This is a genomic window from Ilumatobacter nonamiensis YM16-303 (genome assembly GCF_000350145.1).
GTDB classification, from domain to species: Bacteria; Actinomycetota; Acidimicrobiia; order Acidimicrobiales; family Ilumatobacteraceae; genus Ilumatobacter_A; species Ilumatobacter_A nonamiensis.
In genome coordinates this window covers 51,522-73,429 of the sequence record NZ_BAOL01000008.1, presented here as the reverse complement: position 1 = coordinate 73,429, position 21,908 = coordinate 51,522, and the positions used below count along the sequence as shown (strand labels likewise).

Sequence of the window (21,908 nt, the reverse complement as noted above, 5' to 3'; positions counted from 1 at the left end):
GGGCGGTCGCGGCCCAGATCGCTTCTACGCTCAAACGGCTTAGCGGCCATGATTGGAGACGGCTCATGATCGAAACAATCGGTTCGATTCCCGCTGTGGCTGCGCAGTTCTATGGCGACAAGACCGCGCTCATAACGCCGGAGCGCAGTCTTTCCTTTCAGGAGCTGGACGATCTCAGCAACCGCTTCGCCAATGCCCTTGTCGACCTGGGGATTGCGCCCGGCGACCGGGTGACGCTGTATTCCGGCAACTGTTGGGAGTGGGTGGTGAGCTACTACGGAGCCCTGAAGACCGGCGCCGTGATCAACCCGGTCAACGTCATGCTGACACCGGGGGAAGTCGAGTTCGTCGCCAACGACTGTGGGGCCAGCATTGTTGTCGCGTCCGATGAAAAGGCGCTGTCCATCCAGGGCGTCAAGGAAAAGTCCCAGGTGCGGGAACTGATCGCCTTTGGCGATGAAGATTTGCCCCCGGGTGTGTTGTCATTCGCCGAGATCCTGGCGGGAAGCGACGACACGTTCGACGTGCCGACTATTGACCCAGATGCGCTCTCGACGATCGGCTACACCTCCGGTACCACCGGACATCCCAAGGGGGCGTCTCTCTCCCACCGCAGCATCCTGATCAACGTGGCGATGACGGCCCTGATGCATCAACGCAGCGATCGCGACACCGTGGTCACCGCCCTTCCGTGTCCGCACGTGTACGGCAACGTGGTGATGAGTGGCGCCGTTCAGAATGGCATGACACTGGTGTTGCACCCAGCGTTCGAGGAAACGGCCATCCTGGAGAGCATCCAGGAACACGGGGCCACGATGTTCGAAGGCGTGCCCACCATGTACATGTACATGCTGAATCATCCAGAGCTGGATAGCTACGACCTCTCCTCGCTGCGCTGTTGCACGGTGGGTGGGCAAACCATGCCGACGCCCAAAATGGAGGAAGTCGAGCAGCGCTTCGGCTGCCCCCTCATCGAACTGTGGGGGATGACGGAACTGGGTGGCCTTGGCACCACCTTCGCCTCGAACGGCCCCGTCAAGCACGGCTCCATCGGCGTAGCACTGCCCTATGTCGAGGCCAGGATTGCCGATACCGAGGATGCCAGCAAGACCCTTCCAGCAGGCGAGGTTGGAGAGTTGATGATCAAGGGCAGCATTGTCATGGAGGGCTACTACGGCAACGAACAGGCCACCTCTGAAACCATCGAGCCGGATGGTTGGCTCCATACTGGCGATCTCGCCTCCATGGACGAAGACGGCTGCGTGTTCATCGTCGATCGCAAGAAAGACATGATCCTGACTGCTGGCTACAACGTCTATCCCGCCGAGATCGAGCGCGTCTTGGCCGGTCACGCCGATGTGGCCCTGGTGGCGGTTGGCAGCATTGCAGATGAGAACAAGGGCGAACTCGCCAAGGCCTACATTGTTCCCAAGACCGGCACGACCCCGGATGCCGAAGAAATCATCAACTACTGCCGCGAGCACCTCGCTGCCTACAAGGTGCCACGTGCCGTGCAGTTCGTCGATGACCTACCGAAGACCAGTACCGGCAAAGTGATGCGCCGGGAGCTCAAGAACCTGGACCTTTAAGGGCGGGCGAAGGGCGCCTCGGCGAGTGCATCTTCATTGAGGTCAAGGGTGAATCTGCTCGTGGACAACCGGCAGTAGCGGCGGCTGTTTGTCGATCCGTCCCTGAGCGAGCGTGAGCGCCTGCCCCCCATAGGCCTCGTGGGGAATAACCCAGAACTGGTCGGCCTCAACGGCGTCGGCCACAATCACGGCGACCTCTTCGGCGGTCTGGGCCTCCGCCCAGCCGTCACCCCAGGCACCCGATCGCTCGACCGATCCTGCCGCCACGCCCGGGCGGTTTCGTTCGCTGGTGTTGATGTTGGTGCTGACGATTCCGGGGCAGAGCACCGACGCGCTCAGCGCCGTGGGTTGTAGCTCGTGCCACAACGATTGGGTCATTCCAACCACCGCATGTTTGGCTGCCACGTACGGCGCAATGCCCGGGAAGCCCAGCAATCCGGCGGTCGAGGCGGTGTTCACGAAGTGACCCGGTTCGCCCGCTTCGCGCATGCGGGGCCCGAAGGCGAACAGGCCGTGCACCACCCCCCACAGGTCGACGTCGATCACCCACTTCCAGTCCTCGAGTGACCCCATCGCGTCGCCGAACGCTACGACGCCTGCGTTGTTACAGACGACGTGCACGTTGCCCTTCCACGCGAAGCACTCGTCGGCCAAAGCTTGCACGGAATCCATCGACGTGACATCGCACTCCTTGCCGATCGCGTCGATTCCCGCCGACCGCAATGCTCCGACAGCGGCGGCCAATGCGTCGGCCTCGATGTCTGCGGCGACCACCGCCATCCCGCGGCGACCGAACTCGTGGCACAGCTCAAGTCCAATGCCGCTCGCCCCTCCGGTTACCACCGCAACCTGTCCTGTCTCGATCTTCACTTCTTGGACCTTTCGAAAGCCGCGATTGAGTTCTCACAACGCCTGCAGGAAGTAGTTGCGGGCGATGGTCAGGTTCAGGTCGTTGACGAACCCCATTTCGTCGATGCGCTCAACCCGGGTCGTGACGCCGAAGAGTAGCTCACGACGGGCCACTGGGCGCCAGCGAGGTGGTCGACCCGGCCCGAGGGCGAGCTCGACGTTGCCCCGCTCATCACCGGGGAAGTGGGCCTCGACGGCGTTGCCGACACCTTCGAAGCGCTCGGCGACCCCGACAATCACTGCAAGATCGTGGTGACCCCCTGAACCCGCGAAACCTGTGGCTCAATAGCGAGGCCCAGATTCACGCGGGAGCAACGTGATGACCGACAACTTTCTGTTTGGGCGGTGTGGCTGATGTGGGCCGCTATGACAGCGCGGGGAAGGTGGTTCGCCACACACTCGCTCGGTCGGCGTCGAGGTCGTCGACGACGGCGGGCTCGGTGTCCCAGCGCATGACCTGACGTGACGCCTTCCCCCAAGCGGGCCAGCCGGGGTCGCCCGTGCGGGCGAAGCGGATCCATGCGTCCTGCATCGCCGTTGCGAGGGGAGCGGGCGGTGCGTCGCCGAGCAGCCAGCCCACGTTCGGATCGTCGAGGTGATCGAAGACGAAGGGGATGTCGAAGGTGTGCGCTGCGCGCATGAGTCCGTCGTTCGCTGGGCTCCGCCAGGAGAAGCTGTACCGATAGGTGTTCGGCTGATGTCGGGCGTGGAGGTCGGCGGCTTCGCGGCCGGGCATGATGAACCACAGGTCCGAGCACAGCGCGCAGGTCACATCGTCCTCGGTGCGGTCGGGATCGATCGCGCGATACAGCTCGAGCAACTCGTCCTCGGTGCAGCCGAGTCGGCGGGCGTGAATCTCCAGGGGCATGAGTCCCGCGTCCGCCGGCTTGATCTCAGCGCCGAGGAGGTAGATCAGTCGCATCTCGTCATCGTTCGCACCGATGAGGTAGGGGACGTTGGCTGCGCTTCCGTCGGCTGTCGCGTCCGCCGGGCGCACCGGAACGACGTCGTCTCCGTGGGTCATGCGGAACGGCATGGCGTCCAGGGGGTCGTCGTTGCCGAACACCGCTCGTGTTCGCTCGCTCATGCCCGTCCCGTAGTTGTGGAGTGGGGCGAGGATCTCATCAATGGGGAGTGCTTGGAGCGCAACGACATCGCCGTGGGCGACACCCATGTCGTCGAAGAACATCTCAGTGGCACGGCGAGCGACCTCGCGGGAGCGGGTGTGGTGGCCGGTACCGGACTGTCCGATGGCTTTGTGGAACAGGCCGTGGGCGCGAGGCGTCGCGAGCAGGGCACCGACCAGTGCAGCGCCGGCGGACTCGCCGAAGATGGTGACGTTGTCGGGGTCGCCCCCGAACGCGGCGATGTTGTCGCGCACCCACTCCAGTGCCATGACGACGTCGAGCAGGCCGCTGTTCGAAGAGTTCTCGAAGCCGTCGCCGACGCCCTCGAGGTCGAGGAACCCGAGCACATGGACGCGATAGTTGACCGAGACCAGGACGACGTCCTTCGCGGCGAACGTGTCACCGTGGTACAGCGGGAGCGAGCCCGATCCGCCGACGAACCCACCACCGTGGATCCAGAACATCACAGGCCGACTGGGCCCGGCGGTCGCTGACGTCCACACGTTCAGGGCCAGGCAGTCCTCGCCCTGGGGTTCGGACGATCCCAACGGCGAGATCCCCTGCGGACAGATCGGCGCGAACTCCGTTGCATCTCTCACACCCGTCCAGGGCCCGACCTGAACGGGCGGCTTGAACCGCAACTCGCCGACGGGTGGTTCGGCGTAGCGCACGCCCCGGAACACTACGGCGTCGTTCTCGCGCAGGCCGCGCAACGTTCCAGCTGTCGTGGTGACGATGACTTCATCCATGTGGTCTCCTCCGGGGGAGCCGCTGCTCGGCGGCCCAGACGTCGAACGAGGGCAACAGTAGGGGGTTCTCGCGGAACAGACGAACCCCGTGGCTACTGCATCAGCAGCCCCGCGTATTTCGCGAGCTGCTGTTGGCTGAGTCCACTGATTCCCGCCGTACCGTCGTGGGTGAGCCCTCCGTCGGGATAGAAGTTCGTGCCGGTCACCCAGGCCGAATCGTCGGAGGCGAAGAACGCCACCACCGGCGCGATGTCGTCCGGCGTGCCCATTCGTCCCAGCGGGAAGATCTCGTCGCGAACGACCTTCGTCGCCCCGACCAACCGTTCCGCTTCTTCGTAGGTGATGCCCTGACGCATCGCGTTCGACGCGATGATGTGTCGCCCTTCGACCGACCCGATGGCGAGGCTGTTGAAACGGATGTTGTCCCGACCGTGCTCGACGGCAAGGGTCTTCATCAGTGCCTGCAGGCCACCTTTCGCGGCGCTGTAGGCCGCGATGTGCTTGATGCCGACGTTCGCCGTCATCGACGAGCTGACGAGCACCGATCCTGACTGCTGCTCGATCATCGTCGGCAGCACCGCTCGGATGGGGAGCCACTGGCCGGTCAGTTCGAGCTCCAGGCATTCCGTCCAGAATGCCTTGTCCTGTTCCAGCGCCTCCTTCACCCAGACCTCGCCGGCATTGGCCCAGACCATGTCGATCCGGCCGAACGACTCGACTGTCTTCGCCGCCATCTCTGCGCACGCAGCTTCGTCGCGTGCGTCCGAGACCAGCGGGAGGACCTCGGCGCCAGCGGCGCGGGCGGCGTCGGCTGCAGCGTGCAGGTGGTCTTCGCGGGTGTCGGTGAGGACGAGGTTCGCGCCTTCTTGCGCACAGCGCAGCGCGGCGGCAGCCCCGATGGAGCCTCCGCCTCCCGTCATGATCAATGTCTTGCCTTCGAGTCGGTTCACTGGTTTCTCCTGTGTGGTGGTGTGTTCGAGACGGCGGTGGGAATCGAGTGACCACCGTCGAGAGTGGGCGTGGTGCCGGTCATGGCGCGACCACGGCGTCGGAGGTCGTGGGATCGAATCTCTTCCAGACGAGACGGTTCTCGAACGACCGCCCGTCGGCGGAGCGTTCGGGGAGGGCGGTCAGGACGAGTCGGTCGCCCTCGAAGGCGGCGGTTCGAACGAGGACGGTGCCGACCCAGTCGGGGAAGAGGCTGTGCTCGACGAAGTGGTGGACCCGATCGTCGCGCAGTTCATAGCTGCCCCCGTACGAGACGTAGGTAGCGGCGGCATCGGCGCGTTGGGTCTCGGACGCCTGGTGGAGGTGGCGGGTCCCGAATGTGGGACGGCCGGCGCGATGCAGGATCGCCGACACCGCTCCGTCAGCGGTGTATGTGAGTTGTCCGCCGGCGTCAGGACCCATCGGATGGCCGGCGTCGGTGCCGTCGACCGACGCGGACCACTCGACGAGCGTCCAACCGCCGACGAGTGACGCGGATTCGATCATCGCCGACTACGCCGTAGCAGCCACGTGAGCGGCCGCTGTACGGCGGCTCGCTTCGACCTGGGCGAACGGTGTCGAGTGGGTGTTCCCGGTGTCGATGGCCTTGAGGGTGGGGAGCACCTCTTCGGAGAAGAGCGTCATGCTCTCCTTTGCCCATTCGACCGGCATCATCCCGTAGCTCATCTGGCAGATCAACTCGCCGAAGCCCGTGGCCTCCTGGGCACCTTGCAGTGTCTCGAGCACTTCCTCGGGGGTCCCGAACGCGCCGACCTTGAGCGAGGCGGAACGGATGGCTTCGACAGTCGCCTCGAGTTCGGCGCCCTCTTTCCCTTCGAGAAGTGCCCGGATGGACGGCTGGTTGAAGAGGCCGTAGTGCCAGATGCTGGTGTCGTAGGTCATCTTGACCCACTCGCGAGCCTGCTCGACCTTCTCCTTGTCGCGTGAGACGAAGATCGGCCCGGCGACGGTTCCGACCACCTCGTCCCAACCGTGCGAACGGCGGACGGCGTTGAACTCCTCGGTCGACGACTTGACACCGTCCCAGTTGCTGAAGTTGTTGAACAGGGGAGCGCAGCCCGATTGTGCGGCCAGGTCTCGGGTCTCGGGGCTGCTCCACGCCATCAACATGTTGCGGGTGAGGTCGGCGGTGTAGGGCTGCGGGCGGATCGAGGTCTCGGGGATCTGGTAGTGGTGCCCGTCGAAGGAGAAGAACTCGCGGCTGAGCGCCAGACGGAGGATCTCGAGGATCTCGAGCATGCGTTCGCGGGACTCCGCGTAGTCGGTCCGGAACGCGGCGAACTCCTGTGGTGCTGCACCACGACCCACGCCGATCGACAGCTCGCGGCCGGCGAGCATGTTGTCGAGCAGCGAGATCTCACCGGCGAGGCGGATGGGGTCGTTCCAGGGAAGCACCATCACCATCGAGCCGAACCCGATCCGGCTGGTGCGTCCCGCCATGTAGGAGAAGATCTGAGCGGGTGTGACCGTCATGCCGTACGGGCTGCAGTGGTGCTCGATCGTCCAGAGCTTGTCGAAGCCGAGCGGTTCGACCAGGTCGCACAGGGCGAATTCGTCCTGGAGGCAGTCGAAGTCCGAACGCGGCATCGGCCGGTCCTTCACCCCGTCCATCGCTCGCTCCTGCATGTCGGCCATGTTCTGGAACCAGATCGTCACTCCGACCTTCATCGTGTTCTCCTGTGTTGTGTTGGGTTGGTTGAGTTGTGTGTCGAGTCGTGCGCCGACGGGTTCGCCGGCTTGTCACGATGCACACCTTGCATGAAGTTGGCAGTCGTGTCAAGATGGCAGGCATGTCAAATGTGACGAACTTTCGAGGATCGGCTCGATGAGCGACCTGGCCACACGCATCGCCGACCTGCGAGCAGCTGATGAGCCAGGGCCGGCGAAGCGTCGCAAGAACGCACAACGCCGCCGCATCTTCGCTGCGGCCGTCGAGCTGTACGAGGAGAACGGAGGCGAGGACGGCGGCGGCCTCGACAAAACCACGGTGGAAGCCATCGCCGAACGCTCCGACATCTCGGTGCGCACCTTCTTCCGCTACTTCGAGACCAAGGCCGACGCCATCTACGTCGACCTCCCGGCATCGATGGACGACCACGTCGCCCTCACCCGACTGCTGCTCGACGACCTCGCACCAGCCGATGCGATCCTCGCCGCGGCCATCGTTCAGATGACGGACATGGTCAACGATCCCGACGATGTCGCCCGCATGCGACGCTCCATGAAGTCGAAGCAGTTCGTCGAACGCAGTGGCGCCTTCCACAATCGGTGGCGCAACGAACTGACCCGCACGGTTCTCCCCTTCGTCCCCGACCAGCCCGATCGGTTCGTCGTTGCTCGGGCGATCGTGACGGCCTGCCTCGACCTGCGTGATTCGGCGCTCGCAGCCTGGGCGGTGAGCGGGGGCGATGCGGACCTCGTCGAGACTCTCGACCGAACGATCGAAACCTGGAAGCGGGTGTGGTCGGACGACGTCCCCACGCATGTCGCCGAGGGCTACGACAGGCGAGCGCGATGACAGGAGCAACCATGACAACGGAGACGGCACTCGTCGTCGGCGGAGCCACCGGCATCGGAGCCGAGGCCGTCCGACAGATGGCATCATCGGGTCGTCGGGTGGTGATCGTCGACATCAACGAGCGCGACGGTCGACAACTGGCCGACGAGGTCGGCGGGGCGTTCTACCACGGAGACGTCACCGACGACGCGAGCCTCGCCAGCGCGATCGAACAGTGTGTGAACGAGGTCGGGGTTCCCGACTATGCGCTGCTGAACTCGGGGGTGATGACCGCACCGGGCGACGCACCCTTCCTGGCCGTCCACGAGGCACCGCTCGAGGCGTACCGGCGCGTCATGTCGGTCAACGTCGACGGCGTCTTCCATGGGCTTCGGCACTTGATCCCGCTCATGCTGGACCGAGGCGGCGCGATCACCGTCACGGCCTCACGAGCCGGGTTGGTGCCAACTGCGCCCGACGCGATCTACGCCGCCAGCAAGGCCGCAGCCATCCACCTCGTCCGCAGCGCGGCGCAGGGCATTCGAGGACAGAAGCTCCGCATCAACGCCCTCTGTCCGGCAACGGTCGACACGACGCTGATCGCCGACGTCGTCCGACAAGCCGGCATCCCGCTGATCACCGCTGCGGATATGGCCGGCGAAGCGGTCGACCTGATGCTGACAGGCGACAACGGCGAGGTCAGAGTCAAACTCCACGACAAGCCGGCCTTCACCATCGGCGTGTTCGACGCGAACGTCGAATACCAAGCACCCGACGAGGGACAGTGATTCGCATGGCGTTCGAGTTCGACCCGACACAGCGCTACGACATGCCGGTGGTCTTCGGGCCGTCCCTCCTCCCCGAGGTGACCGTCATGGAGGACCTGCGCAACATCGCCGTGCCGTTCCTCACCGAACGAGCGGCGATCGAACGGTTCCTTCCCTCGTTCTTCGAGGTCGAGGGCGAGCCCGTCGTGACCGTCTCGAGTTCACACAACGGCGGCGTCGACTGGCTCGGCGGCCGCCAGTACAACGTGGTCCGCGTCCAGGTGGGCGTTCGCTTCCGATCGTCGAGCGGCGACCGCGATCCTGATCACGACGTCGTCGGCCCGTACAGCCTGGTGATCTGGGAGTCCGACCCGAAGCCGGTGATCGCCGGCCGTGAACTCCAGGGCTACGCGAAGATCGTCGGCGAGATTCCCGACCACGAACGCTCGGAGGGCAGCGCCGCCTTCGAGGTCGGCGAGTACGGGACGCGGCTGCTCCGAGGCGAGGCCCACGGTCTCGAACCGCTCGACCCGGCGGTGCTGTCCAAGCTCGGCGACGAGCGAGAACAGGTCGCGCTCGGCTGGAAGTACATCCCGAACCCCGAGGGCGGCGCGGACGTCGACTACCCGACCAAACTGCTGTCGTCCGTTTCGGTTTCCGCAGCATGGACGGGTGAAGGAACGGTCAGCTTCGACTCCCCGAACTGGCAGCAGGCACCGGGCTCCGCTCACATCATCGACGCACTCAAGACACTCCCCGTGCTCGAGTACCGCACCGCGACCGTCGTCCATTCCCGCGTGACGCTGCCACGAAACGCCGTGATCCGACTGGACCCGCCGACGTGAGCGACGCCACCCCGATCGACTTCGAGCAGCTCGGCCTGTCGCAGCCCGCTCCGCTCGTCGGCGCGATCCTCGATGCGATCCGCTCGGCCCCGACGATGAACCGGGTCGGCGTCGAGGCCTCCCGACAAGCTGCGTCGAGCCGGACCACCGTTCCCGAACGCGAAGAGACGTGGGAGACAACCCAGCACCGCATCGATTCGGCCGGCGCCGAGCTCGACGTTCGCGTCCACCGGGCCAGCAGCGAGCCAGGTCAGCCGATCGTCGTGTACTGCCACGCGGGCGGCTGGATTCTCGGTGATCTCGAACACTCCGATCATCTCTGTCGTCGCCTGGCCAATCAGACGGGCGCCGTGGTCGTCAACGTCGACTACCGGCTCGCCCCCGAGGCGCCGTTCCCGGCCGCCTTCGACGACTGCGTCGCCGCCTTTCGATGGGCCCGAGACCACGCACAGGACATCGGAGGCGACCCTGACCGGACCGCTCTCGCCGGTGAGAGTTCGGGTGGCGGTCTCGCAGCGGCCGCAGCGTTGGAGTTGAGCCGAAACGGCGACGAGGCCCCCAGGTTCCTCCTGCTCCTCGAACCCGCGCTGGACATCAGCATGTCGACACCGTCATGGCGGTCGCTCGGCGACCTGCTGCCCCCGGCTCGGGAGCAGATGGAGTGGATGTGGCACCAGTACGCGCCCGACGAGGCGACGCACACCGACCCGCGTCTGACGCCCGCAGCGGCCGACTCGGCTCCACCCGCTCACCCTGCCACGCTGATCCTGGCCGCCGAGTACGACCCGCTGCGTGACGAGGCGATGCAGTACGCGGAGACGCTCGCCCGGTCGCGCGTGGCGGTCGAGGCGCGAATCGAGCAGGGGCTCCCGCACGCGTTCTGCAACATGGGCGGCATCCTCGCCGAGGGTCTCCAGGCGTTCGATCGCGCCGCCGCCGAGATGAACCGCCACCTTCGGGCCGAGCCCGTGCCACGGCCCTGAGCGAGCCCGCGTGAACGACTACCAGCGCATCTCGAACCTCATCGGACGCTACGGCCAGACCGTCGACGAGTGGCCCCGGCAACCCGACGCGTACGCCGACCTCTTCACCGAGGACGCCGAGTTCACCGACAACGGCGTGACGATCCGCTCGCGGGAGAAGCTGCGCCGGCTGATGTCGCTCGCCGCCGAGCACAGCAGCGACCAACCACTGCTCGCCGGCACACGCCATCTCATGCTCAACACCGTGATCGAGGTCGACGGCGGACAGGGGACCGGGTCGGTCGACCTGGTGGTCATCGAGTTGTCCGCCGAGCACGGCTGGCGCATCCGCGGCAGCGGTCGCTATCACGATCGGTACGCGCGAGACGTCGACGGTGCCTGGCGGTTCCGGTCGCGCCGACTCGAATGGTTCAAGGACGGCGGCCCCGACCCGCGTTCCCCGCAGCTGGGCCACGCCTATGCCGCGGTCTTCCAGTCGGTCATGGACGAAAGGGATTGAAGTGACAGAACAATCGACCAACCAACCAGACGACGCAGGCGGGGCCGGAGCGGCCGACCCCACCCAGGGGCGCGACCTGTCGTGGTTCTTCCGGCACGTCGAGCAGTACCAGACCGACCAGGTCGCCGCGCACGACTGGAACGCGTCCGAGAACACGAGCGCACGCGCCGAGGGACTCCACCCCACACTGCTGCTCGTCACGAAGGGGCGAACCTCCGGTGAACCACGGGTGGCCCCACTGCTGTACCAGCCGTGCGGCGACGGCTTCCTCGTCGTGGCCAGCAAGGGCGGGACACCGGATCATCCGCATTGGTACAAGAACCTGCTGGCCGACCCGAAGTGCGAGGTGATCGCCGGAATCTTCAACTGTCGAGCCGTCGCCGTGACCGTCGAGGGCGACGAACGCGAGCTGCGGTGGGAGCAGATGGTTCGGTTCTGGCCCGACTACGAGACCTACCAGGCCCGCACCGAGCGACGGATCCCCATCGTGAAGCTCGTCGTCGAAGCGGTGTCGCTGCGAGAGAATCCGACAGCTCCAGAATCGAGGACATGACATGGGACGACTCGACGGGAAGGTGTCGATCATCACCGGCGGGGCGGCGGGAATGGGGGCCAGCCACGCTCAGGGATTCCTGAACGAGGGAGCGACCGTGGTGCTGACCGACATCGACCAGGATGCCGGCGAGCAGCTCGTCGAAGAACTCGACAACTCGAGAGCGCGATTCCTCCACCACGACGTCGCCAGCGAGAGCGGCTGGCAGCACGTGGTCGACGAGACGATGAGTTCGTTCGGGCGGGTCGATGTGCTGGTCAACAATGCCGGTATCGGCGGAATCAAGCACATCGTCGACATGTCGGTGAGCGAGTACATGCGGGTGATCGAGGTCGACCAGCTGTCCATCTTCATCTCGATGCAGATGGTGGCCCCGATCATGAAGGATCAGGGTGGCGGCTCGATCATCAACATCTCGTCGGTGAGCGGGTTCAACGGATCGATCGGCGGGGCCGCCTACACGAGCGCCAAGTACGCGGTCCGCGGGTTGACCCAGACGGCGGCGCTCGAGTTCGGGCCGTACGGCATCCGGGTGAACTCGGTGCATCCGGGCATCATCGAGACGACCATGTTCGATCATCCGAAGGTCAGGCCACTCCTCGACGAGTTCGGCGAGACCTTGCCGATGCGGCGATTCGGTCAGGCGCAGGAGGTCACCGAGGCGGTGCTCTTCCTCGCCTCCGATGCGTCGAGCTACTTCACCGGGGCCGAACTCGTCGTCGACGGAGGCATGACCGCCACCTCCCACGTGTTCTCCGACTGGAACCTGAAGCGCCAAGGCCTGCACTTCTCGGCCACCGAGAGGCTCGCATGAGCGAACCCGTGCGAGGACCGGTGGTCATTGCGGACCCGGCGATGGCCGAGGAGGCTCTCGAGCCGGACCTGCCCGTCTGTGACACCCACTTTCACTTCTACGAACGAGACAGCGTGACGCCACCATCTTCGACCGGATTGTGGGACAACAGCGGCCACGTTCCCTACGGCCTCGGCGACTACTGCAATGACATGTCCGGTGGCCACAACGTCGTGGCCACCGTGTTCGCCGAGTGCGGCACCGGGTACCTGCCGTCGGGACCAGAGGCGTTCATGCCGGTCGGCGAGTCGCGATTCGTGGCGGCGAAGGCCGCAGAAGCAGAGCGCCTGGGTTGTCCGCCGATTCGCGGGATCGTGGGGATGGCCGATCTCAGCTGTGGAGACCTTCTCGAGGCAGTGCTCGATGCACACGTCGAGGCCTCTGCAGGGCTGATCAGGGGAATTCGTGTACGCGCCACCTACGACACCCACCGTCACGAATTCATGCCCGGCGTCGCTCAGCCCCAGCGTGGCCTGCTGGCTGACCCGTCGTTCCGCGATGGCGTGCGCCTGCTCGGGCAACGCCGCCTCACTCTCGATGCCTGGGTCTTCCACACGCAGCTCCACGAGGTCGTCGAACTGGCGCGGGCCGTGCCTGACACCGACATCGTCGTCACCCACATGGGAGCGCCACTCGGAGTCGCCCGATATCGCAGGCAGGCGGACGATGTCGAGACAACCTGGCGATCGGCGATGCGCGAGCTGTCCGCACTGCCGAACGTGACCGTCAAGCTCGGAGGTATCGGGATGTATCTCTTCGGCCACGACTGGTTCTGGAGGACGGAGAAGCCTTCATCCGACGAGATCGCGAGCGAGTTCTCCGATCGGGTGAACTACGTGATCCAGGAGTTCGGACCCAGCCGTTGCATGTTCGAGTCCAACTTCCCGGTCGATCGGTTCGCCTGTAGCTACAACAATCTGTGGAACGCCTTCAAGAAGATGACCCTGAGCTACTCGGCCGAGGAGAGACGTCAGATGTTCCATGACAGCGCCATGCGGATCTACCGGCTCGACGACACCGACCACACCGGGTCGACGCGACGATTCGGTCAGGCGCAGCAAGACACCGGGAGGCCCTCATGACCACGCCGATCTACGACTTCAGCGACCGCGTCGCGCTCGTCACCGGGGGCGCCTCGGGAATCGGCGCCGCGACGGTCGAACGGTTCGCTCGGTCCGGCGCGAGCGTGGTCGTCGCCGACATCGACATGTCGGCGGCGGAGCGACTCGTCGACACGATCCTCGCCGAAGGCGGATCCGCTGCACCTTTTCGCTGCGACGTGAGCGACGAGAGCGAGGTCGAGCAGATGGTCCGGTTCACGGTCGAGACCTTCGGTGGCCTGGACCACGCCTTCAACAATGCCGGCGTCATCGGTTCCGCCGGCCAACCGACCGGACTGTTCGCCGCGGAGACGTGGGCGCACACGGTCGCGATCAACCTGACCGGTGTCTTCAACTGCCTGAAGCACGAGCTCGCCCACATGGCCGAGCACGGAGGCGGGTCCATCGTGAACACGAGTTCGACGGCGGGCCTGACGGCGGCCAAGGCGGGCGCCGCGTACGGCGCCACCAAACACGGAGTCGTCGGGCTGACCAAGACCGCCGCGAAGGAGTACCTCCCTCGCGGGATCCGGGTCAACGCGGTGTGCCCCGGCGGGGTGTCGACTCCGCTGCTCGAGGGCATGGCGGGAAGCCCGATCCCACCGAACCCGCCGGGAGGCGCCGGACCTGCGATCGCCCACCCCGACGAGATCGCGGAAGCGGTCGTGTGGTTGAGTTCGCCGGCCTCGTCGTTCGTGGTCGGCCAGGCCTTGTTCCTCGACGGCGGCTTCTACCTGTAGTGGGCCGGGAACGCCGGCCGCATCGCACCCTTTGAAGGAGATCAACATGACCACCCCGCACGAACCATCATCACCAGCCGAGACCTACACGATCGAGGACGTGTACGCCCTTGGCCGAGAGATCTCCAACTGGGGGCGCTGGGGGCCCGACGACGAGCGTGGCACGCTCAACCACCTCGGACCCGACCAACGGCTCGCCGCCGCGTCCGCCATGCGCAGCGGGCGGACGTTCTCACTGGCCCTGCCCCTGAAGACCGGCGTGGGCCCACAGACCGGAAACATCGGCAGGACCAACTGCCTGCACGTGATGACCCAGACCGGAGACACCCCCGGTCCGATGGACATGGGCGGTGAGGCCGACTTCACCGACGACATGCTCGTGCTGTCGTGTCAAGGCTCCACCCAGTGGGACGCCCTGAGCCACATCTACTACTCGGGAGAGATGTACAACGGCGTGCCCGCCACCGAGGTCAGCGCCGCGGGCAGCGGCCGCAACGGGATCGACAAGGTGCACGACGGTTTCGTCGGGCGAGGGGTTCTGCTCGACATGGCCCGACACGCATCCGTGGACTGCTGGGACCTGATGACTCCGATCCGCTCCGAGGACCTCGACGCATGTGCCGCCGCCCAGGGTGTCACGATCGAGACCGGTGACATCGTCCTCGTGCGGACCGGCGCCATGACGGCGGTCGACGGCGACAACTGGTCGGGTTTCCATCACACCTGCCTGTCCGGACTGCACTTCACGACCGTGAAGTGGCTGGCAGAACACGAGGTGGCGGCCGTTGCCGCCGACAATGTGATGGTCGAGGGCCTGTCGCCGGTCGCCGGAGTCACGTCGCCGATGCACATGGTCGCCATCCGCGACCTGGGCCTCCTGCTCGGTGAACTCTGGTTTCTCGAAGACCTCGCAGCCGACTGCGCCGACGACGGCCAGTACGACTTCTTTCTCGCCGCGCCGGCACTCCCCATCGCCGGTGGGTGCGGATCTCCGGTCAATCCGATCGCGGTGAAGTGACGCCGGATCGATTCATGTCGATGGGTGTCGCGAAGTACGTCTGAACCGGAGGTTGCGGCCGAGTCAGCCTGTCGGCAGCCGCGATGTCCATCGCCATGAACGGCCGGTTCGTCGGCGAACGTGCGACCGCGAGATGTCGGTGAGGTCGTATGATCTCGGTGACTGAAGGGGAGTATCCCGAGTGGCCCGTCGTCAACACGCTCTGCGGAGCCGGCGCGGTCAGCCCGTCTCGAATGGGTGGAGAGACTTTCAGCGAACGTTCGCCCGTGCGCTGAAAGGAATCTCTCATGTTCCACGATCTCCCGAGTTCTGACGTGTGCCGCTCAGGTGGCGTTCGATGACTGCGGTTGCGGACAACGACGTCGCGACGGTCATCGAGCCGGTGGAGTGGCACCGGCTCCCCGTCTCCGACGTCTTGGATCACCTCGGTGCTTCTGTCGACGGGTTGAGTGCGAACGTTGCGGCCGAACGGCTCGCGGAACATGGACCGAACGAGTTGGTCGACACCGGCTCGTCGAGTCCGTGGCGACTCGTGTGGGCGCAGATCTCGGCGGTGATGGTGTTGATCCTGATCGGCGCCGCCCTGCTCTCGCTGATTCTCGGCAAGTATCTCGAAGCCGGTGCGATCGGAGCCATCGTGGTGCTGTTCACGCTGCTCGGGTTCTTCCAGGAGTACCGCGCCGAGAAGGCAATCGCCGCGCTGCGCAAGATGGCGGTGCCGGTGATCAGGGTGGTGCGTGACGGCCGGACCACGGAGGTGGCAGCAGGTGAGCTCGTACCGGGCGACATCGTGCAACTCGATGCCGGGTCGATCGTGCCCGCCGACGTCCGCCTGATCGAAGCAGCGAATCTCCGCGTCGAGGAGGCGGCGTTGACCGGCGAGTCCGAACCTGCGGACAAGCAGACCGAGGCGATCGACGAGGAGAGCCTGCCGCTGGGCGATCGGATGTGTGTGGCCTACAGCGGCACCCAGGTGACCGCCGGACGCGGGGTGGGGGTGGTGATCGCGACGGGAATGTCAACGGAGCTCGGTCGCATCGCCACGCTGCTCCAGGGCGTCGACGACGAGGACACCCCGCTGCAGGCGCGTCTCGACAAGGTGGGCAAGCAGCTCGCCTTCGTCGGGATCGGTGTCGCCGGCCTCGTGGTGCTGATGGGTGCGCTCGGAGGGGAGGGTGCGTCCGAACTCGTGCTCACGGCGATCAGTGTCGCCGTTGCGGTGATCCCCGAGGGGCTGCCGGCCGTGGTGACCTTCACGCTCGCGATCGGTTCGCAGCGGATGCTGCGGCGCAACGCGCTGATCCGCAAGCTTCCGGCTGTGGAGACACTGGGATCGGTCACGGTGATCTGTTCCGACAAGACGGGCACGCTGACACAGAATCAGATGACCGTCACCATGCTCGATGTCGCCGATCACGACATCGTGATCGATCCCGATGGCACACCCGATGCGTCGGATTTTCCGGCGACCGCTCGGGCGATGGTGGGGGCGGTGGTGCTGTGCAACGACGCACAGGCCGAAGCCGACGATGACGGTGCGGTGACGCTGCTCGGTGACCCCACCGAAACGGCGCTGCTGCAGTTGGCGGCGAACGTCGGGGTCGACGTCGGCGAACTGCGAGCGCGCTTCTCGCGCGTCGCCGAGAACCCGTTCGACTCCGGTCGCAAGCGGATGAGCACCGTCCACGCTCCGTTGGACGACCAGGAGCAGTTGCTGTTCGCCGAACTGCCTCAGGGATGTCCGATCGCGTTCGTCAAGGGCGCGATCGACGGGCTGATCGAACGGGCGTCGGGTGTCTGGTCCGCGGACGGACCCGTCGACATCGACGACACATGGCGACGACGTGTCCTCGACGCGAACGAACGACTCGCAGCCGACGGACGGCGAGTGCTGGGCGTCGCGTATCGCACGTTCGACGACGACTCGGTGTCAGGTGAGCATGAAGGTCTTGCGGGGCAGGCGGAGGACGATCTGGTGATCCTCGGGTTGATCGGAATGATCGACCCGCCGCGCACCGAGGTCCGAGACGCGGTGGCCGTGTGCCGGCGCGCCGGAATCCGACCCGTGATGATCACCGGCGACCACCCGCTGACCGCCAAGGCGATCGCCACGGAACTGGGCATCGCCGGCGACGATCGGGTCCTCACCGGCGTCGACCTCGACCGCCTGACGGAGGCCGAATTCGCCGACGCGGCAGCCGCCGTGTCGGTGTTCGCCCGCGTCTCTCCCGAACACAAGCTCCGCATCGTCAGCGCACTGCAGGAGCAGCATCAGGTGGTCGCCATGACCGGCGACGGCGTCAACGACGCGCCGGCACTCAAGCGGGCCGATATCGGCGTCGCGATGGGCATCACCGGGACCGACGTCTCCAAGGAAGCGTCGGACATGGTGCTGCGCGACGACAACTTCGCCACCATCGTGGCGGCGGTCGAGGAGGGGCGGGTCATCTACGACAACCTGCGCCGCTTCGTCAGTTTCGCGGTTGCCGGCAACCTCGGCAAGATCATCGTGATGCTCGGGTGGCCGATCCCGTTTCTCGTCTCCGGTAGCGGCAGCGTCGAATCCGCCGTGGCCTTGCTGCCGTTGCAACTGCTCTGGCTCAACCTGATGACGGACGGGCTGCTCGGGCTGTCGATGGGTGTGGAGCCGGCCGAACGAGGCGTGATGCAACGCGCGCCGCACCGACCGGGGGCGAGTCTGTGGGCGGACGGACTGGGGCGTCGAACCATCTGGATCGGTGCGCTGATCGGCGTCGTGTCGCTCGGAGTCGGTTTCGCCTACGAACTCGACGACCGGATCGAGTGGCAGACGATGATCTTCACGACCCTTGCGTTCATGCAGGTCGCCCAGGCGATCGGGACACGCTCCAACACCGAGTCGCTCCGCTCGATCGGTTTCTTCACCAACCCGTTGCTGCTCGCGATCGCCGGTGTGGTCACGAGTCTGCAACTCGTGGCGATCTACACGCCACTCCGTGGATTCCTCGACCTCGAACCCCTCGGCATCGGCGACCTCGCCGTCTGCGCGGCAACGGGTGTCCTCCTGCTGGTGGTGCTCGAAGTGGTGAAAGCACGAGCGCGGACAGCCGCCAGAACGACCACCACCGAGATCGACGCGAACCCGACCGTCGCTGCGATCCCCGTGGATCTCCCGTGAAGCCCGACTCCGACTGCCTGACCTCTCGGCGCGTGCGAGGTCGTCATGTCTGACGTGCTGCCGCAGCTTGTTCTCGTCGTCGTACTGGTGCTCGTCAACGCGGCGTTTGCGGGCACCGAGTTGGCCCTGGTTTCGCTGCGGGAGGGTCAGCTCCAACGGCTGGAGAAGCAGTCGGGTACCGGCGCCGTGCTGGCCGGCTTGGCGCGGGAACCGAACCGCTTCCTCGCCACGATTCAGATCGGGATCACGCTGGCGGGTTTCCTGGCGTCGGCCGCTGCGGCGGTGTCACTGGCCGAACCGCTCGAGGGCCCGCTCGGGTTCCTGGGTGGTGCGGCTCGGCCGGCATCCGTCGTGGCGGTCACGTTGTTCCTCGCGTACTTCACCTTGGTGTTCGGTGAGCTGGCCCCCAAACGCGTCGCGATGCAGAAGGCCGAGCGGTGGGGGATGGTGATGGCGCGTCCGTTGGCGTGGTTGTCGACGTTGACCCGCCCGGTTGTGTGGTTGCTGTCCCACTCCACGAATGCAGCGGTTCGGTTGATGGGCGCCGATCCACATCTGCAGCGAGAGGAAGTGACCGAGGAGGAACTACGCGACATGGTTGCCGTGCAGGACACGTTGACTCCCGAGCAGCGCCTCATCGTCAACGGTGCGTTCGAGATTGCCGAACGCACCCTCGACAAGGTGTTCGTCCCCCGGGGCGATGTGTTCGTTCTCGACGCAGAGTGGCCCTGTCGCCTCGCGATGCAGCGGCTCAACGAATCCGGACACAGTCGCGCTCCCGTCGCGGTGGGGCGAAATCTCGACGACGTGGTCGGGTACGTCCATTTGCGACAACTGATCGCCGCCCGCGATGGAGTCGTGGCCTCGATTGCTCAGAAAATACCCGCCTACCCCGAAGCGGCACGAGTGCTCACGACGATGAGCGAGCTCCAGCGACTCCGCACTCAGATGACATTGGTCGTGAACGAACACGGGGGAGTCGTCGGTCTCGTCACGATGGAGGACCTGGTCGAGGAGGTCGTCGGAGAGATCTACGACGAGTCCGACCCGGACCTCGCTTCGGCGCGTCGCGAACGAGACGGCACGATCGTGCTGCCTGGCCGTTTCCCGATCCATGATCTGTCCCAGATCGGGCTCGAGTTGCCCGCTGGAGACTATGCAACCGTCGCTGGCCTGGTGCTCGAACATCTCGGTCGCATCCCGAGCATTGCCGACCGCGTCGAGATCAACGGGTGGAACCTCGAAGTGCGCGCAATGCGCGACCACACCGTGAGCGAAGTCGCCGCTCGTCCAGTTGCGCAATCGACCGAAGACTCGCGCCCCGACGAGTCGGAGCGCTGATCAACGTCGCCGCGCCGGTTCCCGGTGAGTCCTTCTGGATACCGTGATCGGCATGGGCAACGAAGAGTCCCCGGTGCGAGCGTCGCCCGAAGAACGAGACGCCGCTGAACAGACGCTGCGAACTGCTGTCGTCGACGGGCGTATCACGCTCGATGAGTTCGGTGATCGGATCGCTGGCGCTCTCACCGCAACGTACCGGCAGGAATTGGTCGCTCTCACGGCCGATGTTCCGGCGGTCGTCCAGCCGTCGGTACCGGCCAAGGCGAGGGAGTGGGTCTTCGGCGTCCTCGGCGGCGATGACAGATCCGGCCGCTGGAAGGTGGCCAAGAAGACCCGGGTCGTCAACTTCATGGGCGGGGCGGATCTCGACCTGCGCAGCGCAACGATCTCGGGTCCTGTCACGGAGATCACCGTTGTGTCGGTCATGGGTGGATCCGCCATCGTCGTACCCGACAGCGTCGAGGTCGAACCCAGCGGCTTCGCTCTGCTGGGCGGCAACGACGTCCAGTTGACCGACGCGCCCGCCCCACCCAACGCACCGCTCATCCGCATCAAGACGATCTCGATCATGGGTGGCACCGACATCAAGCGCGCCTGACCCCTTCAGATCCTTCTACGGACAGATGGAGGTGGGTCTCCTCGAAGTTCAGGCGGTGGTGCGAGGTCGATAGGTGAGCAGAACGATCCCCGATCGGAACTGTTGGGTGGCGACGAGTTCGAGGTCGCAGGGTCGAGCGGCGGTGCCGTCGAAGAGCCGGCGGGCTTGGCTGACGACGGTCGGGTAGACGAACAGGCGGTACTCGTCGACGAGATCCGCAGCGATCAGGGCGTGGCACACACTGATGCTGCCGGTCACCCCGAGCACCGATCCGGGCTGGTCCTTGAGGTCGCGTACTGCTGGGATCAGGTCGCCGTGCAGGACGGTCGAGTTCTGCCACTCGGGGTCGGTCATCGTCGTCGAGATCACGTACTTGCGGACGGTGTCGAGGTGATCGGTGATGCCGGTCGTGTCGTCGGTCCGGTTCGGCCAGAAACCCCGCATGGCCTCGAAGGTCTTTCGTCCGTACAGCTGTGCGTCCTGCTCGCCCATCATCTCCCGCAGCGAGGCTTCGAGGTCGGACATGTCGGCGTCGCCACCGGCGGGAGCGAACCATTCGCCGGTGGCGTCGGTGACCTCGATGACACCGTCGAGAGTGATGTTCTGCGTGATGACGAGCTTCATCGCGTTCCCTCCAGGTGGGCGATGACCCCGTTGTCACGGTCGACCACGTTCGTGATCGTCGCGTCGGGACGTGATCTGCGTTCCATCGTCACGGCATCTCCCGCGGCGGTTCGGCCAGGGTGATGCGGTTCCCGTCGGGGTCCGAGATCTGGGCGATCACACCGAAGTCGCCCTGCACGTCGTCTCCGAGGTCGAGACCATTCGAGCTGAGCTCGCGACGGGCCGCTGCCATGTCCGGGGCCACGATGGTGATCGAACTGTGTCCGGCGTTGTCGGTGTCGGCGAAGAGTTGGATCCCGGCGTTGTCGAACGGGCGCCACTGGATCAGGCCGTCCATCGGCCGATCGTCGGGCCCGCGCCCGAGCAGCGCGGTGTAGAACGCCTCGGCGCGCTCCATGTCGGTCACCGCTGCGGCGGCGTAGAGGCCTTGGATGTTCATGTTCTGCTCCTGTGTTCGTCTGGGTTCCTGGACGCTGGTTCGCGTGTCGGATCATTCGGTCTCGACGAGATACAGCGTGTTGTCGTCCACATCGCGAAACGCGAACATCAGTGGGGCGTCGGGCCAATCGAGAAGTTCGCCGACGTCGACGCCCGCTTCGGTCATCGCCTCGTGTTCAGCGGCTGCATCGGTGGCGACGAGGCGAATCCCGGTGTCACGGCCTGCGGGCATCTCGTCGCCTGCTTGCAGGAGTGTGACGGTGACGTCGGAGCCGGGAGGTGCGACCTCGATCCAACGGAACCCGGCGGACATCTCGACGTCGACTCGTTTCTCGAACCCGAGTCGATCGACGTAGAACGTCACGCTGCGATCCTGATTGCTGGTCGGGATGGCGACGGTCGACACGGTCGTGATCGTGGTCATGTTGGTTTCTCCTTCCGAATGCCGTGTTCGGTAGCGGCATGACTCACCTTGCCATGATCCAGCTGGACGGCTCGTAGCGTCGAACGGTC

22 protein-coding genes and 1 pseudogene are annotated in these 21,908 nt (G+C 65.6%); 15 read left to right on the top strand and 8 right to left on the bottom strand.

What is annotated here, in order from left to right; translation table 11 throughout:
* Window positions 1–65: 65 nt before the first annotated feature.
* Entirely contained in the window at window positions 66–1,589 is a 1,524-nt protein-coding gene (locus ON45_RS01305) for a class I adenylate-forming enzyme family protein (RefSeq protein ID WP_040491204.1), read from the top strand.
* Window positions 1,590–1,631: 42 nt separating this feature from the next.
* On the opposite strand, the gene ON45_RS01300 is transcribed toward ON45_RS01305, so the two are convergent.
* Entirely contained in the window at window positions 1,632–2,459 is an 828-nt protein-coding gene (locus ON45_RS01300; protein WP_083914030.1) for an SDR family NAD(P)-dependent oxidoreductase, read from the bottom strand.
* 183 nt (window positions 2,460–2,642) lie between these two features.
* Between ON45_RS01300 and ON45_RS23990 the strand changes: the two are divergent.
* Window positions 2,643–2,762 (top strand): annotated as a pseudogene (locus ON45_RS23990) (zinc-binding dehydrogenase); the annotation flags it as partial.
* A gap of 100 nt (window positions 2,763–2,862) precedes the next feature.
* Here ON45_RS23990 and ON45_RS01290 read toward each other — a convergent pair.
* From ON45_RS01290 to ON45_RS01275, 4 genes are all read right to left on the bottom strand, one after another.
* Complete coding sequence (locus ON45_RS01290) at window positions 2,863–4,374, bottom strand: carboxylesterase/lipase family protein (protein WP_040491201.1); 1,512 nt, start codon at window positions 4,372–4,374, stop codon at window positions 2,863–2,865.
* Window positions 4,375–4,466: 92 nt separating this feature from the next.
* Window positions 4,467–5,324, bottom strand: a complete 858-nt coding sequence (locus ON45_RS01285; RefSeq protein WP_040491200.1) for an SDR family NAD(P)-dependent oxidoreductase — start codon at window positions 5,322–5,324, stop codon at window positions 4,467–4,469.
* 79 nt (window positions 5,325–5,403) lie between these two features.
* Window positions 5,404–5,868, bottom strand: a complete 465-nt coding sequence (locus tag ON45_RS01280) for a lipocalin-like domain-containing protein (protein ID WP_051062231.1) — start codon at window positions 5,866–5,868, stop codon at window positions 5,404–5,406.
* Between the two features lie 6 nt (window positions 5,869–5,874).
* The gene (locus ON45_RS01275) at window positions 5,875–7,050 is read right to left on the bottom strand and encodes an LLM class flavin-dependent oxidoreductase (protein ID WP_083914028.1); all 1,176 of its coding nucleotides are present in this window, start codon (window positions 7,048–7,050) and stop codon (window positions 5,875–5,877) included.
* 157 nt (window positions 7,051–7,207) lie between these two features.
* Between ON45_RS01275 and ON45_RS01270 the strand changes: the two genes are divergently transcribed.
* From ON45_RS01270 to ON45_RS01210, 13 genes are all read left to right on the top strand, one after another.
* Window positions 7,208–7,900 (top strand): TetR family transcriptional regulator, encoded by a 693-nt coding sequence (locus ON45_RS01270; protein WP_040491198.1) that lies wholly within the window; start codon window positions 7,208–7,210, stop codon window positions 7,898–7,900.
* 11 nt (window positions 7,901–7,911) lie between these two features.
* The gene (locus ON45_RS01265; protein WP_051062229.1) at window positions 7,912–8,667 is read left to right on the top strand and encodes an SDR family NAD(P)-dependent oxidoreductase; all 756 of its coding nucleotides are present in this window, start codon (window positions 7,912–7,914) and stop codon (window positions 8,665–8,667) included.
* 5 nt (window positions 8,668–8,672) lie between these two features.
* The gene (locus ON45_RS01260; protein WP_040491197.1) at window positions 8,673–9,491 is read left to right on the top strand and encodes an acetoacetate decarboxylase family protein; all 819 of its coding nucleotides are present in this window, start codon (window positions 8,673–8,675) and stop codon (window positions 9,489–9,491) included.
* Window positions 9,488–10,474, top strand: coding sequence for an alpha/beta hydrolase (locus ON45_RS01255; protein WP_051062228.1), 987 nt, complete (start codon window positions 9,488–9,490; stop codon window positions 10,472–10,474). The genes ON45_RS01260 and ON45_RS01255 overlap by 4 nt, the downstream gene beginning before the upstream one ends.
* A gap of 10 nt (window positions 10,475–10,484) precedes the next feature.
* The gene (locus ON45_RS01250) at window positions 10,485–10,973 is read left to right on the top strand and encodes a nuclear transport factor 2 family protein (RefSeq protein ID WP_040491196.1); all 489 of its coding nucleotides are present in this window, start codon (window positions 10,485–10,487) and stop codon (window positions 10,971–10,973) included.
* A 1-nt stretch (window position 10,974) separates the two neighbouring features.
* Window positions 10,975–11,526 carry a nitroreductase/quinone reductase family protein gene (locus tag ON45_RS01245; protein WP_051062227.1) on the top strand — a complete coding sequence of 184 codons (552 nt, stop codon included), beginning with the start codon at window positions 10,975–10,977 and terminating at the stop codon, window positions 11,524–11,526.
* Between the two features lies 1 nt (window position 11,527).
* Window positions 11,528–12,340: an SDR family NAD(P)-dependent oxidoreductase gene (locus ON45_RS01240; RefSeq protein WP_083914022.1), complete on the top strand. Its 813-nt coding sequence runs from the start codon at window positions 11,528–11,530 to the stop codon at window positions 12,338–12,340.
* Window positions 12,337–13,461: an amidohydrolase family protein gene (locus ON45_RS01235; RefSeq protein ID WP_051062226.1), complete on the top strand. Its 1,125-nt coding sequence runs from the start codon at window positions 12,337–12,339 to the stop codon at window positions 13,459–13,461. The genes ON45_RS01240 and ON45_RS01235 overlap by 4 nt, the downstream gene beginning before the upstream one ends.
* Window positions 13,458–14,219, top strand: coding sequence for an SDR family NAD(P)-dependent oxidoreductase (locus ON45_RS01230; protein WP_040491195.1), 762 nt, complete (start codon window positions 13,458–13,460; stop codon window positions 14,217–14,219). Before ON45_RS01235 ends, ON45_RS01230 begins: the two co-directional genes overlap by 4 nt.
* Before the next feature lie 46 nt (window positions 14,220–14,265).
* Window positions 14,266–15,237, top strand: a complete 972-nt coding sequence (locus tag ON45_RS01225) for a cyclase family protein (RefSeq protein WP_083914045.1) — start codon at window positions 14,266–14,268, stop codon at window positions 15,235–15,237.
* A 337-nt stretch (window positions 15,238–15,574) separates the two neighbouring features.
* Window positions 15,575–18,394, top strand: coding sequence for a cation-translocating P-type ATPase (locus ON45_RS01220; RefSeq protein WP_083914043.1), 2,820 nt, complete (start codon window positions 15,575–15,577; stop codon window positions 18,392–18,394).
* A gap of 45 nt (window positions 18,395–18,439) precedes the next feature.
* On the top strand, window positions 18,440–19,735 hold the full coding sequence (locus ON45_RS01215) for a hemolysin family protein (RefSeq protein ID WP_040491193.1): 1,296 nt from the start codon (window positions 18,440–18,442) through the stop codon (window positions 19,733–19,735).
* A 52-nt stretch (window positions 19,736–19,787) separates the two neighbouring features.
* Window positions 19,788–20,333, top strand: a complete 546-nt coding sequence (locus ON45_RS01210) for a DUF1707 SHOCT-like domain-containing protein (RefSeq protein ID WP_040491191.1) — start codon at window positions 19,788–19,790, stop codon at window positions 20,331–20,333.
* A 48-nt stretch (window positions 20,334–20,381) separates the two neighbouring features.
* Here ON45_RS01210 and ON45_RS01205 read toward each other — a convergent pair whose 3' ends face one another.
* The 3 genes from ON45_RS01205 to ON45_RS01195 form a co-directional block, all read right to left on the bottom strand.
* Entirely contained in the window at window positions 20,382–20,957 is a 576-nt protein-coding gene (locus ON45_RS01205; protein ID WP_040491189.1) for a dihydrofolate reductase family protein, read from the bottom strand.
* Between the two features lie 88 nt (window positions 20,958–21,045).
* Window positions 21,046–21,396, bottom strand: coding sequence for a VOC family protein (locus tag ON45_RS01200; protein WP_040491187.1), 351 nt, complete (start codon window positions 21,394–21,396; stop codon window positions 21,046–21,048).
* Window positions 21,397–21,447: 51 nt separating this feature from the next.
* The gene (locus ON45_RS01195; protein ID WP_040491255.1) at window positions 21,448–21,819 is read right to left on the bottom strand and encodes a VOC family protein; all 372 of its coding nucleotides are present in this window, start codon (window positions 21,817–21,819) and stop codon (window positions 21,448–21,450) included.
* Window positions 21,820–21,908: the final 89 nt, after the last annotated feature.